Source organism: Lamprocystis purpurea DSM 4197 (assembly GCF_000379525.1).
Lineage (GTDB): Bacteria > Pseudomonadota > Gammaproteobacteria > Chromatiales > Chromatiaceae > Thiodictyon > Thiodictyon purpureum.
Window position 1 is genome coordinate 205,638 of record NZ_KB902363.1, and the last position, 16,588, is coordinate 222,225.

Here is a 16,588-nt window from a genome sequence, read left to right on the forward strand (position 1 = left end):
GCATCCCGCAAACACGATCGGGTCCAGGACTCGGATGGTTCGCCAACAAGCCCGCGCTATCTGCAAACCGCGTTGTCGGACCCCTTCCGCATCGGCGGGTTTGCCCTCAGGCCGGGAGCGCACTGACACGGACCGCCACGCTCAGCGATGGGTGCTGATCGGGCCGGCCCAGGTAGCTTCCCGCCACCGGCGGCACCGCCTCCGGATGGCGTGCCACGGCGACCGCAATGTGGTGGTTGCCGGTGACCTCGCCGCTGGTGGAATCGAACCCCTTCCAACCGGCCCCAGGCAGGTAGACCTCGGCCCAGGCATGGGTCGCGGCGTTGCCGGTGTCGCTGCCGGGGGTGTGCAGATAGCCGCTGACGAAGCGGCTGGCGAGCCCCAGATGGCGGCAAGCATCCATGAAGAGAGCCGCAAAGTCGCGACAGGAACCGCTGTTGCACTCCAGCGTCTGTGCCGGTGGCTGGACGCCCGGTTCTTCCCGCATCTGGTACCGAAACCCGTCCGCGATGGCGTGGTTCATCTGGTCCAATAGCATGAAGGTCTCCATCGGCCGGAGCAGGCCCAGACCGTCCAGCCAGTGCGCGACGGCCGGCTGGTCATCCGGGTAGACCATCTGGCGGAAGGGTGCGAGTTCGATCCCATCCTCCTGCGCATAGTCGAAGGGGTGGGTGACGGCATAGTCGTTCACCAGGAAATCGAAAGGGTTGTCCTCGTAGTGTTGAATGACCACGCTGCTGGCGATGTGTAACCGATCGGCAGGCTCGGTGAAGCCGACCATCGCAACCGAGTTGTCCAATACATCGCGTTTCCACTGCACGGTGTGGGCGGGAACGATCTCCAGGAGTGAGGATTCGATCCGAACGTTGTGGTTCTCCCGCGGGCGCAACAGCAACCGATGGGGCAGCAGCGATACGGGGGTGGGGAACCGGTACTCGGTGACGTGGCTGATCTTGATGCGCCGCATGGGGTATCGCTCTTCAGTTGAATCAATGCATGACCTGATAGTATCGATATGGAGACCTCGACCTGATGCGCGCGGTCCGCAGAGAAACCAGATCAACCCATCGCCGACGAGGGCGCGCCGGCTCGTCCTGCGTCGGCCTCGATCAAAATTCCGGCCACTTGGGCTCGCCGGATGCGTCGTCAGGCCATCCTGGCCTGACACCGTCAGGGCTGGAAGCCCTGACTACGCATGCCACTGGCCGGGATGACGATCAAGGCCAGCGCCGCGGCGCGCGCGTCGCTGGAGGACGCCATGCGGGGCATCGACGGGGTGATCGCCCCCCGCTTCGGTGCGGGCACCGAGCACCTGCTGTTGATCGCCTTCAATGCCGACAAGACGCGTCCCGCCGACTTGTTGGCGGCCGTGCGGCAGTCCGGCCACCAGGCCCAGTTGGTGGGCCTCTGACCGGGGCGCTCCTGCGCCTGTTTTTTAAACGATCGGTCCCGTCAGCGCCTTTAGGCAGGAATCATCCCATTTCCAAACGCCCGTCGCTGCGGTCTTCGCCGCGCGGGTGTGGACAGACTCGCGGTGCGGGATTCAATACGACCCACCAAGCAGGACGCTTTTGATCGGCACCGCGGTCCTTGATCAAGATTCCAGCCACTTGGGTTCGCCCGGTGCGTCGTTAGGCCATCCTGGCCTGACACCGTCAGGGCTGGAAGCCCTGACTACGCACGCCGCTGGCCGGGATTACGATCAAGGCCACTTCGCGTCAGGCGGGTGGCTTGTTGCTGTTCCAGATGTCACGGAAGACCAGCCACTCGCCGTTGGTCTGCCGCTTGTAGATCAGGATCCCCTTGCAGTCCGAGTAAATTGGGTTCCCACCAGCGCGCGGAATATCGACCGCTGTATCGTGGCCCTGGTCGAAGCCGAAGTCACCGCACACCCAGTTCATCGTCACGACCTTGGTCCACTGGGTCTTGAACGTCGTGAAGTAGCCGTCGACCCATTTTCGAATGTTGTCATGACCGACGACAATCGCGTCATCCGGCTGCAGGATCATGGCGTCTTTGTCGTACATGGCCATCACCTGGTCGGTGTCGTTTGAATTGATCGCCGCTTCATAGGCCTGGTGGGCCCGCAAGAGGTCGGGATCCAACTGGGGAGGTGTCGGTGTCTTCTCGGTCATTTTCCTGGTCCTCTGTCGTTGTCGTTGTCGTTGTCGTTGTCGAGGTCATCGTAGCGGCCCGAATTCTTTTGCACGCCAAATTCCATCGCTTCTCCGATTACGACAACGACAACGATTGTGTTTGCATTTCACTTGTTCTTGACTCGTTACGCCTGGGCCTTCCGCAGGGATGATGGACGCAGGCGTTCAAGCAGCGCACGGGCCTCCTCCAGGTCTTTCGTGACCGGGCTTGCGGCGAGCCGGAGCTGGATGGGTGCGAGCACGCCCCGCGCGGCCTCGTGTTTTCCCTGTTCCGCCAGAAGCCCTGCCAGCATCACCGCGGAGCGCAATTCCCAGGACTTGGTGCCCTGCCGACGCGCACAGTCGATGGCGGCGCGCAAGATCTGCTCGGCCTCCAGGTCGCGGCCCAAGCGCATCATGAGCCAACCCTTGATGCGCAGGACTTCGGCCAGCCAGATCCGCTCCTGGTAGGCCGGGCGCTCAATTTGTTCGATGCACTCGTCAATGAGCCGCATGGCTTCGGCCAGGTCGCCCGCCTGGGCCAGCGCCTGCGCGAGGACCGATTTCAGATAGGGGATGCGCACCCCGCCACCGACGTTAGCCCAATCGGCGATGCCGCGCCGCAGCAGGGCTATGGCGTCTTGCGTAGGCCCCTGCTGGAGCTGGCCGATGCCGGTCGCCTGCGGAATAGAGACCTGGTTGAAGAAGGTCAGACCCTGTTCCTGCGCGAGGCGGTCAGCCAGGACGAGGCGCTCGAGCAAGCGTTCCGGCTCACGACCGTAGGCGAATAGGTAGGCGGTATAGGTCAAGGACCAAACGCGATTGAAGGCATGTCCGACAGCGCGCGCGTGCGCACAGCTTTCGTCGCTGACATCCATGGCCCGTTGATAGTCGCCCTGCATCCAGATCCATTGACACGAATACACCCCGACAAAGGTCTTCAGGTCATGACCTGCCAGTTGAATCCACTGCTCGGCGCGCTGTGGGTCATAGAGCGCCAGGACCCGGTCGGCGTGGGTCTGCGCCTCGCGCAACTGGCCGAGGAGGAAATGCGTCACCATGGCGGCGGCGGGGCCGAAGATCTTCAGGTCCACATCGTCGGTTCCCGCTCCCTCGTCCAGTAAACGCTGTGCCAATGGCAGCGCATCGGCGATACGGCCCTGGGTAATGGTATTGGTCCACATCCACCACAGACCGATGATGAGGCTTCGGGTGTTGCCTTGACTCGCGGCCAACTGCAGGATCCTCGCCGTGTTGGTGCCGATCGCTGCGCCGGCCCATCCTCCCAAGCCGGCCCAGACCGCATTGAGTTGCTCACGAATCGTGAGTTCGAGTGCGTCGCGATCCCGCGTTTCGGGTTGTTGGCTCGTGAGGGTCAAGGCCTTCTGCAGGTGGGCGAGCGCCTCGTTCAGCGCCACGCGCTCGATGGCCAGGGCGCCGGCTTGGCGCCACAGTGGGATGGCGTTGTCGAGGTGACCCGCCTGGGTGTAGTGGTGCGCCGACAGCTCGGGACTATGGAGCGACTGGTCGGGATAGTTCGCCTCCAGGGTTTGCGCAATGCGGGCATGCAGGGTTTGGCGACGGCTCTTGAGCAGGAGTTCATAGGCGGCATCCTGCACCAGCGCGTGTTTGAATGTATAGATCACATCAGACGGTGTCTCCCGGCGACTGATCAGCTCCGCCTCGACCAGCCGGTCGAGGGCATCGTCGAGTCGATCGGTCTCCCATGCCGCCACGCGGTAGAGCAGCGCGCGGGAGAACTCCCGGCCGATGCAGGCGCCGATTTGCGCGATCTCCTTGAACGGGGCTAGGCGGTCCAGGCGTGCCGCGAGCGAATCCCGCAGCGATGTCGGAATGGCCAGAGCGGGCAAAGGGGCCGCGAGCGTGTAGCGGTTCCCAGCCTCGCGTAACAGCCCCGATTCCAGCACCGACTTGGTCAGCTCTTCGACGAACAGCGGAATGCCATCGGTGTGGGAAATGATCTCGTTCAGCACCTCGGGCGGAAGTTGTCGGCCCCCGGTCAGGACGCCCACGATCGCACTGATCGTGCTCGGTTGCAGTCGACCAAGCGCGAGGCTGGTCACATAGGGTAGACCCGCGAAGGGCAGGGAATAACCGGGGCGGTGGGTCGCCACCAACAGCACCGGCAACCGTGGCAGCCGAAGTACCAAGGCGTCGAGAAACGCCTGGCTGGTTGGGTCCATCCAATGCATGTCTTCGAGAAGGATCAGGACCGGCTGCCTGCTCGATAGTGCTTCGACTTGTCCGACCAGCGCCTCCAGCGTCTTCTCTTTCTGTCGCTGGGGCGAAACGTTGAGGGGGGGATAACGCTCAAGGGGCAGCGACAGCAGGTCGGCCATGAGCGGTGCGGCCTGGGCCACGAGGTCCGCATCCCCCGCGAGCAGGGCTTCGAGTTTGTCGAGCTTTTGCTCGGAGCTGTCCTCACGGGCCAGGTTTGCCGCCAGCTCGAGCTGCGCGATGATTGGGTGAAGCGCGGAATTGGTGAAATGGGGAGAGCACTGGTAGCGCAGTGCGGTATGCGCTTCCGCGAGACCCTGCCGCAGCGCGTGGCACAGACGGGACTTCCCGATGCCCGCCTCACCGCTGATGAGGACCACCTGGCCGTTCCCTTCACGCGCACGTTCCCAGTGGCCGCGGAGCAGTGCCAGCTCGTCCTCGCGCCCGACCATGTCGGTCAGTTGCTTCCCGGCATGAGCGGCGTCGAAGCGCCCCGCCGTTTGGCAAACGGCGTCGACGCGCCAGACCGGGACCGGCTTGGCGAACCCTTTTAGGCTGTGCGTGCCAAGATCCGCCAGGGCAAAGAGATCGCCGATCAGGCATCGGGTTGCAGGGTCGATGACCACCTGGTCCGGCCCCGCCAGGCTCATCAAGCGGGCCGCAAGATTCGGCGCCTCCCCGACGGCCAGCTTCGACTCGCTGTTGTCGGCGCGGGACGCCTCTCCCACGACGACGGTGCCGGTGGTCAAGCCCACGCGGACCGAGAGCGGGGAGGCCGCCCGAATGGCGTTGACCGCCCGTACGATCTCGAGCCCCGAGCGCACCCCGCGCTCGGCCTGGTCCTCGTGAGCCCGCGGCCAGCCGAAGTAGATCAGTAGTCCGTCCCCCAGATATTGCGCCACGTGGCCGTCATAGCGTGCGACCACATCACCACAGGCCTTTCGATAGGTTTGGATGAGGTCCCGCAGTTCCTCGGGGTCGAGATGCGTGGAAAGGGCGGTGGATCCCACCAGATCGCAGAACATCACGGTCAACTGCCGCCGCTCGCCCACCGAGTCGATCGCTGGAGGCTGCTCGGCGTTCCCGCGCGGGAGGTCGTCTGAACGCTGCGGCGCCGCGATTGCCTTGAGTATCCGTTTGCGCGGACCGAATCCCAGGCCGAGTTCCTTGAGGTCCGACTCTGTCAGGATTTTCAAGGTCTTCAGGTCGACCTCGTGCTCGACCAAGAGCGTCTCGAACTCGCCAAGGTCATGCGCCCGCAGCCAGTCACCCAAGGCCTGCGTCACGCCCGCCCCCGGTCCATCGCCATCGCTCCGGCCTGCTGCGGGACCAGCAGCCCTGTAGGGTCCGCTTCGCGGACCAACGACCGTGCCGATCGCTCGGTGGCCGGGTCTATGCCCAAGGCCGCTCCGGCCTGCTGCGGGATCAGCAGCCCCCGAGAGATCAGCCAATGGGCAATGGCCGATCCCTGTTGCGGCGGAACCCGGGGCATCCAGGATCGCACCAACTCGGGCGGGGTCATTCCCCGGCGGACACACCGCAACAGGGGTGCGAGTTCCACTTCGCCGACGAAGGCGACGGGCGAGGCTAGACAGGGGTGTCGCACCGCGGGTCGGGGCTCGATGAACCGCTCCAATACGCACGGCAGATCCACGATTTCCAGTCCCGGCGCCAGGTCCAAGGGGGTGCTCGGCGCGATCTGGGGAGCGGCTTGCGGCTGGGTGACCGCTGACGAGGCCGGGGCTCCGGCGCGTTGCCGCCAGAACCGCGTCGCCGCGGTACCGGCCACCTGCGCATAGTGGCCGCGTGCCCACAGCCGGTGCCGACCCGAGGCTTCGGCCAGATGTTCGCGATAGAACGTCTGCGCCATTCCGTGCGACCGCGGCCGTTCCAGCAGCGTATTCACCACCACTGCGCCCAGCAGTGCCGATTGAATCGCCCGCTGCACTCCGCTGGACGATAAGGGGTCCAGCGCCAGCCCCGCGTCGCCGACTTTGATCGAGTCCCGCGTCACGCAATCCGCGTCGAGGTAGGGGGTGGCGTCGGTGGCCTGAACGGAGGAGAGCAGGTCCGCCCCGCCCCCGCGGGGCAGCAGCGATGAAGTGGCGATCAACGCGTGAAACTTGTCGGCCAAGGTGCCGGGCATCGCCCGCAAATCGCGTGGGTCAATGAAGACGAGCGCATTGTAGACCCCGTCCGGCAGCGGCACACCCCAAAACCAGGCGGCTGCTCCGGCCTCGATCCGCGGCTGCTCCGGCAATCCGTTCCCTTTCCAATAGCCGTACAGGGCCAGGGTCGTCGGGCCGGTTCGGTGGCGGCGACGCCCGAGTACGCCCGCTCGGCCCGAGGCGTCCGCGAGCAGCCGCGTCTCCAGCGCGACCCGGCGACCTTCGGACCTGACCGCCAGCCGCCATCCCGCCTCGCTCCGCTCCCAACCTTCCAGCGTCGCGGGTTGCAGGATGCGGACCCCGCACGCGCGTGCTTGCTCCAGCAGCAGGCCGTCAAAATGTCCTCGATCGACCAGCAACCCGTGGCCGTCGAGGTCCCGCCATCCCTGCTCCGCCCCCCAGCGCTGTTGAACCCCGCGTACCCGTGGGTAGCGCGCCGCTTCGAGGGCCGGCCCAGCGCCGATCGACTGCAGGAGTGGCAGCACCCCCGGAGTCAAAGACTCTCCCAAGTGGCGGCGCGGAAATGTCGCCCGCTCCACCAGGCAAACGCCCAGTCCGAATTGGGCGAGCCGGGCGGCGAGAACGCTTCCCGCCGGCCCGCCACCGATAATGCAGATGTCCGTCGTCACCGACATGCAGATCTGGCCCCAGAATAAGGTAAGGAACGGTTCATGAATCAAGCTCCGTAGGAGCCCGCTTGCGGGCGACGTGATCTGCCGGAATCGCGTCATTGTGCCCCCACCCGTCGCCCGCAAGCGGGCTCCTACGGGTTGGATTTTTCGCGGAAATCACCTTACGTTAGACTGTGGAGCAACAAAAAGCCTTTATGTTGACTCATACCCTAATCCTAGGGGCTAAGTCCGACAGGCTGCTAGTCACCGCCGACGGGTCTGAAGCCGAGCCTGGCTCGGCCCCGGCCGACACGCGAAGATAAGCCCCGAGGCAGTAATGCAGCCAACCGCGGATGAAGTCGCAGGCGGGTCGACCTCGTCGTATCACCTCGTGGTGGCAACCGCCGCCGCAGAGATAGCGTGCCCAACACAGGGTACAGGGTGCTTGCCGATGCACGTGACGTTCCTTCAGCCAGGCGGCTTGGCGCCCTTGATCGATCCCCGTCGCCAGGGAGCCCAGGGCGCCCGTCGGGTCGCCGACGAACCGATGGCAGGCCGCAAGTTCCCCGTCCGCGGAGACGCCCAGATAGCCGGCCCCGGCTCCGCACGGATAAGGCCGGTGGGTGCCTTTGCCGATCTCCGTCATGGCGTTGACCATGTTGGAAAAGAGATAGCGCGCTCCGGTCCGGATCCGGCGCTCGTATTCCCGCCCACAGTCGATCATGGCCCCCAGCATCAGCTCCAGGTCGTCGCGTTGCATTTCGCCTTGGCCGGACGGTGCGCTAAGCAGCGGCGCAAAGCCGACGCTGTGAAATCCCTCGGCGATGAGCTGCTCCAGTGTCATCCGCAACCCGAGGTTGGCTGGGGTCACTGTCACCCGGGCCGACACCTGCATGCTCCGCTGGGTCGCCAACAGCGGACGCACATGCTCCATGATGCGGTCGTAGCTGCCGCGGCCGCCCTTATACGGACGTAGCCGATCGTGCACCTCCCGCGGACCGTCAACACTGATGGTCACGGCAAACCCATAATCCTCGAAGAAGGCTCCGTCAGCCGGCTGCAGCAAGGTCCCATTGGTCGTGATGGAAAAGGTGATGTCCACCCCCCGCTCGGCCGCCCGTTCGGCGGCGTAACGGGTGGCGGCCTGCACGACCGGGCGATTCGCCAATGGCTCACCGCCGAGAAAGGCGAGGTTGAGGCGTGAGCCCGGCAGTGCGGCGTCCACGAGCAAATCGACCGCCTGGAGAGCCGTCTTCCGGCTCATGTTCTGCGCCGCCCCGCCGAACTCCCCTTGCTGCGCGTAGCAATAGGTGCAACCCAGGTTGCATTGCTGCGCGACCGCCAGCGACAACGCGTGCAGCGGTGGCCCGGACAGTGCGGCATCGTCGATCGCCGGTGCCTCGTCCAGTCCGGCCTCGGCCAGCAGAGCGCCGACGGTCCAGTCGGTTTGGGCCGTGTCGAGCCGGGAGAACAGAATCGGATCCGCATCGAAGAGCCGACTGCCATCCGCGACAAAGACATGACTGCCGAGACCGGTCTCGAACAAGTGCACCGCGGCACTGCGCGGTGCCGAACGCGCCATAGCGCCGCGCGCGGTCACGCGTAACGCGTCGGCCGGCGTCATGTCGATGCGTTCCCGGTCGGCGGAGCATCCGCGGTTCGATCCCGCTCGACCCCGCCGATCTGGAATCGCAGGTAGTGCTCCCAGGCCCGGAACAGGTCGTCATAGTTGAGCAAACGGGCGTCCCGGTAGTCGTCGGGCACATAGTCCCCGGTGCGCTCCTTCTGCATCCAATTGTCGCCTTCGCTCGCCCCCGCGCTGTTGGGCTTCACGTTCACAAAGTCGGGCCGGGCGGACGCCCAGTAATAGCAGGAGCACTCGCGGTAGTCATTCTGCCAGGGGGAGCAGAGGCCCTGGGTCAGTTCGCCCGGTTTGGCCAATGTACGGGAGATCATCGCGCTGCCGTCCTCGAAAAAGGGCCGGACCCGCAGCGACAGCTTGAGAGTGTTCTGCGCATCGGCGACATCAAAGAGCGCCTGGGTGGACCAGACCGGTGTCTTTGTGAAATAACAGTCGACCGATTGTCCAACCCGTTGATTCAGGATTTGGGCCAGCGCATTCGACCACTCCAAAGGCAGCACGCCATCGGGGTTGCCGGTGAACCCGAGCACGGTCGTGCGGGTACGCGGGTTATAGGGGGAGGGTCCGATCATCTGGGTGTATAGATTGGTGTCATCGACCCGGAGGAGTCGGTGCCCGACCAGATCGGGCAACGCCGGTCCGCCTTCAATTGGCTCCATTTCCATCACCAGACTGTCATACTCCCGCAACACGATGCCCTCGAACAGACGGCGCCAGACCGCCCGAAAGTCCATTTCCAAACCCGGGGTGCAGTTGCCCACCGACATCTCGGGCCGGGAGGCGAACGGATTGCCGGCGGCGACATGATGGATCTGCGCGTGCCGATTGCGTGCGATGAGCCGCTGCTGCGGGTTCGTCTCGGGCACCTCGGGGCCTGGGTGCAGCGGCAGACCCGAGCAGCGCAGGATCGCGTTGATCTGCCGGTAGGTGAGCGCAAGGTATCCGCCATCCGCACCGCACATCATCGCCGGCATCTTGCGCCGTCCGTGATCCGTGAAATCACCCACCTCGGTCGGCAGTCGCAACGCATGGGCAAACCACGGGGAGGCCCCCCCTTGGAGTGCGGCATAGACCTGTTGGTGAAGCGCCATGATCATCAGTGAGTCCGCGGTGCGCTCGGGGACGATGGGCCGCATCATGCGGTAGACATCAAACGCCTCCTCAGCGGGCATGGTGTCGAAGTCGAGCGGATCGCGTCCATTGACGGGATTGCCGTTCATCACCGCGACATTCAGGAAGCGCACCGTATCGAAGGCGCGACGGACAATGTCGAGGGCGCGTTCGCGGGTCTCTTCCGCGTGCTCCTCCGTGGGGACCCAAGGGCCATGGATCACCTGATCCAGATCGTCCGCCAGGGTGCGGAGAAACACCGTATCCGGCAACACCGCCGGCGGTCCGGAGCAGATCCGGGCGGCCGCCTCGAGGACCACGGAACCCATGTGCAGCCTGACTTCGACGACACCGTCACAGGTGTCGTCGAGATAGCCCCGACTCACGGCGATGTTGTCATTCAACCAACAGGGGCCGGGAGGGACGATGGCGTAGAGCGACGGCGGCAAGGTCTGAAGGGCGGCGAATTGCTCTGAGGGGTCTCCGTCGTCCTTCCCGAATTGAAGCCAATCCTTGCCGGGATCATAAACCGCCTGCTCGGGCGGCGGGGTCCACACGGATTGCTGCCAGGACGCTCCATAGAGTTCCTGCAGCTCACTGGAATCCAATCGGGGTCCGTAGATCTTGCCCGGTGCAGGGGTAAAGCGCAGGCGAATCTCGGGGTGACACGCCGTTGGCTTGATGTACTGCACCTGGCCGAGAGCGATCGAGACCTCGGCATCGACAAAGTTGCGGCAATGCCCGCGCAGGGGCTGGGCGCCATGGGTCGAGAACCAGGGGGTCTGCGCCGACACCGCGTCGTCCGGGTTCGCGGTACGCCGGGCCACCTTGCGGTTGGCAACCGTTACCTGCCAGGTCACATCGGCCGGCGTCAAACCCTCTTCGAGCAGGATTTCGAGCGTCAGCGGAACCCATTGATCACCCTCGACCTGGGTCCAGACCTCGAGAAAGGGCGCGACGGGCCGGATGTGCTCCGTCGTCTCGCCGTCCGTATCGGCCTCCGGGGTGCGCACCTCTTTGAAGGAGACGACCTCCGGGATGAACGCATCCACGATCTCCCCCGTTTCGCCGTCCACCCTGAAGGTCACGGCACCCTTGATGCGGGGAATGTCGAGCGGATGTTCCGGGTCCGCCTCGATCTCGTAGGCTACCAATGGCTCAGCGCCAGAACCGAGTCGACCGATCGCGAGCGGCGGCAGAATGCGTAGCGCCCTGATTCTCATTGGGATGCTCATGTGCAGTGCCCTCCAGTTCGCGGCAATCCACCTTTGATGAGATCGATCCAAGCCACCGACCTTTGATCCAACTGTCGCAGCGCCCTGAGATAGTTGGCTTCATCGATGGTCAATGCCGGAGCGAGCGGGTCGTCCCGCGTCAGTAAGGTATCGCAGATCGCGAGCGACGACATCAGGATGTCCTGATGCTGTTGCCAGCAGTCCGGCTCGTCCGTGGGCAACGCCAGCGTGTAGGGCAGCTCGAACGGTGGCGCAGCGCACGCGTCCTCGGCCGGAACGCCATCCCGCAGCGGGCGGCGCACCAGGATTCCGGCCAGCGCCTTCAGGTTGTACATCTCGCCAAAGACCTTGTGCATCACTGCCCCCCGGACATTGGGCTCGCGCGGGTCGACGAGCCGCGCCAACCGGAAGCTGTGGGTCAGGTAGGCGAGCAGGGCGCGGTAGCGCAGGTTGAACAAGGTCGCCCAAAGCCAAGACGTCTGTTGCTCGATGCGGGTGCTGCCCTCCGGCTGATCGTGCGTGCCCAGGGTGCTCGGGTTGACCGGCACCTTGTACACGAATGCCTGCTCGCTTGCGGCCTGACGAAACGCATCCAGCAGACTCAGGAACCGCACGAAGTGGGACGGCTCCTGATCGTTCGCCGCTCTGAGGTGGGCCGCCTCGCCCTGCTTCCCGATCTGCCGCAGGGCCGCGATCGCCTCGGTCCGGGTTGCCAGCCGCAGGACGATCACATTGCTGCGCTCGGCAATGGGCACCGCGGGAGGCTCGGTCTCGCCCGGCCGCGCCGGCGGGGGCCGGTAGCCGCGACCCCACTCGTCCCAGGACGCCTGATGCGCATAGGTATCCGGGCGAAAGACCGTGTCGGGGATCTGTGACGGGTCCGCAAGGACCTTGATGATCCGATCATAGAGTTGGCCCACGGTGTGGGCGTGGCCAGTGACCGGCGCGTCACCCACGCTCTGCACGACCATCCGGATGTCTTCCCTCAGCGTGACGCTCGGGTCCTGACTGTGCTCGCGGAACAATAATTGCCAGTCGTAAGGCGCCTCCGCGTACACGTACCACGCCAACAACTGCGCGCTGACGGGCGCGAGGCGAAAAGGAAAAGGCAGAAAGTCGGTGTCGGCCGGAAAATGGGAGCGGTCGAAGCAAATCGGCCCCCCGATCAAGCAGAGCAGGTTCTGCACCGTCAATAAGTGCCCCATCTCCTCTTTGGCGACCGTCAGGAGCCGATTGCGCCATTCCCCGACCTGGCGGCGCTGTTCGGGGGTTCCAGTTTGGTCGTTGAGCGAGTAAGCCGCATAGAGATACTGGACCATCAGGCTATGCTCCAGCTCCGCACCAATATGCAGCAACATGATGAGGTAGTCACGCCACCCCATGCCCTGCGGTTTCGGTGGAAGCGGGCGTTGCAGCGTTACCCAGTCCAGCGGCACCTGCGCTGCGGGGCCGTGCGTCTCGTCCTCCGGCTGTGATTCCTCCGTCATCGGGCACCTCAGGCTCTGTATGCGTTTCCGATTGGACGGGCTGACTGCCCCGGCGACGACCTTGGCTTGACCGGATCGACAAGCCGACAGCCCAGACTCCTTAATTGTCGACTTTGGGGTTTTGTAAAGAAACCCAAGCAAAGCCCCTCGTCGTGACCGGACCCGGGCAGATGCAAGGCGGATGACCGCGCAATCGGTTACAGTTGGCGCGTGCCCAGCGGGCCGCTGTAGCCCCTGATCTCCTCCCTAATCAGTCGTAGATTCAGTCATGTTGCAAGACATCGAGGGTCGCGCCACGGTCGATTACATGCTGCGGACCGCCCAGCAGAATCAGATGGCACTGACCAGCCTGGCCGACCAGAAGGCCAATATCGTACTCGGTCTGACCTTCCTCCTGACCACCTTGACGGCAACCCGATTCGCCCAGGGCGAGTTTCCGCCCGCGCTCCTGATGTTGCTGGTGTCCTCCATCGCGGCGGCTCTGTTCGCGCTGGCGGCCTTGATTCCCAGCTCCTCCGTCGTTCGCCGGCCCCCGGCCAAGGAGGGGGCTCCCGCCCCCAATCCACTGTTCTTCGGGGGCATCGCTGCCTTCGACTACCCGGACTACCTGGTCCGCATGACCGAGGTCATGCGCACAAACGCGAGCGTCTACGACGTGATCATCGCGGATCTTCATGCCGGCGCCTTGGCCCTGCGGCGCAAATATCTGTGGCTCCGGTACAGCTATGTCGCCCTGATGACCGGACTGGCGCTCAGCGGCCTGACGTGGCTGGCCCTCTATCTGACCGCCTGACGCCGACCGTCGCCGGGACAATCCCCGACGGCGATGGCCGCGCCCAACCCCGGCACTCGGCTACCCTGGGTCCGGTACGCTGTGCCATGAACACGGGATCGCCGTGGCGCCAACCTCGTAGCCAATCGACGAGGACCACCGCGTGGTGTTGGTCAGCGCCGCGTCCGCGTGGGCCTTGATCAAGATTCCGGCCACTTGGGCTCGCCGGTTGCGTAGTCAGGCCATCCTGGCCTGACACCGTCAGGGCTGGAAGCCCTGACTACGCACGCCGCTGGCCGGGATGATGATCAAGGCCTGAAACGGCCTTGATCATCGTTTCGGCCAGCGAAGGTCTGTCCGCAACTGGAGGTCGAGGCTTTAGCCGGTGGCGATTCCAGAAATCTCAAATAAACGCAAGGTGCAGCAGTTGCCATCAAGCGGTCCCCTTGAGTATCAGTCGGCGACAAGCGCATAGGGCCAGTCCCGCAGGCCGGTCGCTAAGCTGACCGCATGGAAATTGCGCTGGCGTAGCAGCAGGGTGCCGACGGCACTGCGGCCGCCGCTCTTGCAGTAAACCAGATAGTGCTTCGCCGGATCGAGCTCGGCGAAGCGGTGCCGCAACGCCGGCAGGGGGATCAAGGACGGACGGCCGAGACCCGGGTCGCGACCGCGTCCGGCACGGCGCCGAGACCTCGGCCTAAGGTCTCCCAACTTGCCAGGTAGTCGAGTACCTCGGTCTCCACGCGCCCCAGGAGCGCACCCCCCACGGTCGAGAGGGTCATGGGCGCATCACCGGGAGCGAGCGTGATGCGCCTGGACTCCGCGTCGCCCGGTCCATAGCGCACCGCGGTCGCGTCGTTACTCACGGCATCGAGATCCCCGTCGATGACATAAACGTACTCGCCGCCCCCGCTTCGCGACCGGATCGTCATCGATTCGCCGGGGCCCAAGTCGATGGGTCTCACGGCGTCCAATGCCTCTTGGAACCGGTGGTTCGAGAGGGCGGAGAACGGGTGGCAAGTCCGCAATCGCCCCAGTCTGCCGCGGGTGTCGGTGAGCATGGTGTATTCGACTCCGTATCCAGTGACTGGCGTCGCGCTCGGTCACGGGTGTGTCTCTCCAGTACCGGCGGCCGCCCGGGGGTGCGGTGACTGCGGCAAGACGCGCCCGCTCAGCCCAACAGCCGCTGCACCCGCGCCTGTTCCGCCAGGCGTTCCGCAAGCTGTGAGGCGATGGTCGAGAGCAGCCGAATCTTGAGCCCCGCCTCGATCGCCGCAAAGGGAACGCGCCAGCAGGCGCCGCCGTCGCGCGCCACCACATCGGCCGAACGGGGTTGGCCGCTCGCCAGGGGTAATTCGCCGAAGTACATGCCAGGGGACAGGGTGGAGAGCCGCCGCGGCGGCTGCCCGGGGGCCGGCAACAGGACCTCGAAGCGGCCCTGGGCGATGAGGAACAGTGCATCGGCTGCTTCGCCGGTGCGAAACACCGGCGCCCCAGCGGCGAACTCCAGGCGCTGCGCGATGGCCGCAAGCCCGGCGCGCTCCTCGCCGGACAGCGTGACACAGAGGTCGTTGTCGGCAAGCGCGGTCTCTTGGGTCGGGTCGGTCGGGGGCGCAAGGGTCGCGATCAGTCGATCCTCCGCCCACTCCAGGGCGTGGTCGCTATCGCTGAATTGAAAGATCGCCAAATCCTGAGACTGCGGCCACGCCTGGGCCACCAACCGCATAAAGGCATACTTGTTGGCCGCCCCGGGGATCAGCACGGTGCGCCCCTGACCGGTGAGGTCGCGGGACAGGTCCGCCAGCATCCGGGCGGCGGCCTGATCGACGTTGACGACCCGCGCCAGGTCCAGGATCAACACCTCCACCCCCGCCAACTCGTCCAGCACCTCGTGGACCAGTGATTCGGTCGCCCCGATGGTCAACTCGCCCTGGAGGTCGTAGACGCGCACGCGGTTGCCGTGTTGTGCCAGCAGGTCCCGCTCGGCCAGTCGGCGGCGGCGCTGGGAGCCGACCAGCGTGGCGTCATAGCGGGCGCGGATGATCGCGGCCGAGGTGGAGCGGCTGGTGTGGAAGAGGTGCAGATCGAAGTCCCGGGAGATCTCCTCGCACACCCGGATGCCGCGACAACTGTTGCCGCGGGCATCGAGCAGCGGTGAAAACACGGCGATACCGACCTGACCGGGCAGGACGGCAACGATGCCGCCGCCCACGCCGCTCTTGGCCGGCATCCCGACGCTGTAGATCCATCCGCCCGAGTAGTCATACATGCCGCAGGAGGACATGACCGACAACACCCGCGCGACCTGGGCCTCCGGCAACGCGCGCACCCCGGTGACCGGGTTGACCCCGTTATTGGCCAGGCAGGCGCCCATCAGGGCCAGGTCGCGGCAGTTCACCAGCACCGAACATTGGCGGAAATACAGGTCGAGCCCTGGTTCCGGATCGGTCTCGATGACGTCGAAATTGCGCATCAGGTGGGCGAGTGCCCGATTGCGGTGCCCGGTGCGCGCCTCGGAGGCATAGACCCGCTCGTCGACCACCATGGGGTGACCGGTATAGCGCGCGAACATCTCGAGTATCCGTTGCTCGCGCTGCTCCGGGCTGTCCCCGGCGATCATGCAGGTGGTGGCGATGGCACCGGCGTTGATCATGGGGTTCAGGGGGCGCCCGGTGCCGGGCTCCAGGCTGATCGAATTGAAGGCCTCGCCCGAAGGTTCGACTCCCACCTTGGCCAAGACCCGCTCGACCCCGAGATCGGCGAGTGCCAGCCCGTAGACGAAGGGTTTGGAGATCGATTGGATGGTGAAGGCCTGGCGGCTGTCGCCGACCTGATAGACATGACCATCCACCGTGGCGACGGCAATGCCGAACCACTCCGGGTCCGCGCTGGTCAGTTCCGGGATGTAGGAGGCGAGGTCACCTTCGCGCAGGTCCGCGACGCGCCCGTGCAGCGCCTCCAGGTATTTTTGAATCGGGGAGTCGACGAGCGCCTTGACCGCCATTGGCAGGGACACCTGAGTGGAACACGGGGGTAAAAAGCCCAAGCAAAGTCCGAGCCAGATAGGGACTTGGCCGGCCCGTGACTGGGCCGTGCTTGGGGCGCCCGGCACACAACGCTCTTCCTCGTGCCGCTGCGGCAGGCAAACCGGCCTTGATTGTCGTTTCGGCCGGCGTCCGGGCGTCGCGCG

The 16,588-nt window shown here is 65.2% G+C and carries 12 protein-coding genes; 2 read left to right on the top strand and 10 right to left on the bottom strand.

Annotated features, from left to right (window positions below):
- Window positions 1–106: 106 nt before the first annotated feature.
- Window positions 107–967: a transglutaminase family protein gene (locus tag A39O_RS0102165; protein WP_020503075.1), complete on the bottom strand. Its 861-nt coding sequence runs from the start codon at window positions 965–967 to the stop codon at window positions 107–109.
- 228 nt (window positions 968–1,195) lie between these two features.
- Here A39O_RS0102165 and A39O_RS0102170 point away from each other — a divergent pair, with 228 nt between their 5' ends.
- On the top strand, window positions 1,196–1,411 hold the full coding sequence (locus A39O_RS0102170; protein WP_020503076.1) for a hypothetical protein: 216 nt from the start codon (window positions 1,196–1,198) through the stop codon (window positions 1,409–1,411).
- A gap of 307 nt (window positions 1,412–1,718) precedes the next feature.
- Here A39O_RS0102170 and A39O_RS0102175 read toward each other — a convergent pair whose 3' ends face one another.
- From A39O_RS0102175 to A39O_RS0102205, 6 genes are all read right to left on the bottom strand, one after another.
- Window positions 1,719–2,135, bottom strand: a complete 417-nt coding sequence (locus tag A39O_RS0102175; RefSeq protein WP_026199097.1) for a YybH family protein — start codon at window positions 2,133–2,135, stop codon at window positions 1,719–1,721.
- A 146-nt stretch (window positions 2,136–2,281) separates the two neighbouring features.
- Window positions 2,282–5,659 carry an ATP-binding protein gene (locus tag A39O_RS31600; RefSeq protein ID WP_020503078.1) on the bottom strand — a complete coding sequence of 1,126 codons (3,378 nt, stop codon included), beginning with the start codon at window positions 5,657–5,659 and terminating at the stop codon, window positions 2,282–2,284.
- Entirely contained in the window at window positions 5,656–7,176 is a 1,521-nt protein-coding gene (gene qhpG, locus A39O_RS40205) for a flavin-dependent monooxygenase QhpG (RefSeq protein ID WP_026199098.1), read from the bottom strand. The genes A39O_RS31600 and qhpG overlap by 4 nt, the downstream gene beginning before the upstream one ends.
- 199 nt (window positions 7,177–7,375) lie before the next feature.
- The gene (locus tag A39O_RS0102190) at window positions 7,376–8,776 is read right to left on the bottom strand and encodes a radical SAM/SPASM domain-containing protein (protein WP_020503080.1); all 1,401 of its coding nucleotides are present in this window, start codon (window positions 8,774–8,776) and stop codon (window positions 7,376–7,378) included.
- Window positions 8,773–11,139, bottom strand: coding sequence for a hypothetical protein (locus A39O_RS36110; RefSeq protein ID WP_157639568.1), 2,367 nt, complete (start codon window positions 11,137–11,139; stop codon window positions 8,773–8,775). The genes A39O_RS0102190 and A39O_RS36110 overlap by 4 nt, the downstream gene beginning before the upstream one ends.
- The gene (locus A39O_RS0102205; protein WP_020503082.1) at window positions 11,136–12,626 is read right to left on the bottom strand and encodes a ferritin-like domain-containing protein; all 1,491 of its coding nucleotides are present in this window, start codon (window positions 12,624–12,626) and stop codon (window positions 11,136–11,138) included. The genes A39O_RS36110 and A39O_RS0102205 overlap by 4 nt, the downstream gene beginning before the upstream one ends.
- Before the next feature lie 268 nt (window positions 12,627–12,894).
- On the opposite strand from A39O_RS0102205, the gene A39O_RS0102210 reads away from it, so the two are divergent.
- A complete protein-coding gene (locus A39O_RS0102210) occupies window positions 12,895–13,419 on the top strand; it encodes a Pycsar system effector family protein (RefSeq protein ID WP_020503083.1) in 525 nt (174 codons plus the stop codon).
- A 432-nt stretch (window positions 13,420–13,851) separates the two neighbouring features.
- Here A39O_RS0102210 and A39O_RS31615 read toward each other — a convergent pair whose 3' ends face one another.
- The 3 genes from A39O_RS31615 to glsA form a co-directional block, all read right to left on the bottom strand.
- Window positions 13,852–14,037: a rhodanese-like domain-containing protein gene (locus tag A39O_RS31615; RefSeq protein ID WP_020503084.1), complete on the bottom strand. Its 186-nt coding sequence runs from the start codon at window positions 14,035–14,037 to the stop codon at window positions 13,852–13,854.
- Window positions 14,034–14,459, bottom strand: coding sequence for a hypothetical protein (locus A39O_RS0102220; RefSeq protein ID WP_020503085.1), 426 nt, complete (start codon window positions 14,457–14,459; stop codon window positions 14,034–14,036). The genes A39O_RS31615 and A39O_RS0102220 overlap by 4 nt, the downstream gene beginning before the upstream one ends.
- Before the next feature lie 110 nt (window positions 14,460–14,569).
- Window positions 14,570–16,402, bottom strand: coding sequence for a glutaminase A (gene glsA / locus A39O_RS0102225; protein ID WP_020503086.1), 1,833 nt, complete (start codon window positions 16,400–16,402; stop codon window positions 14,570–14,572).
- Window positions 16,403–16,588: the final 186 nt, after the last annotated feature.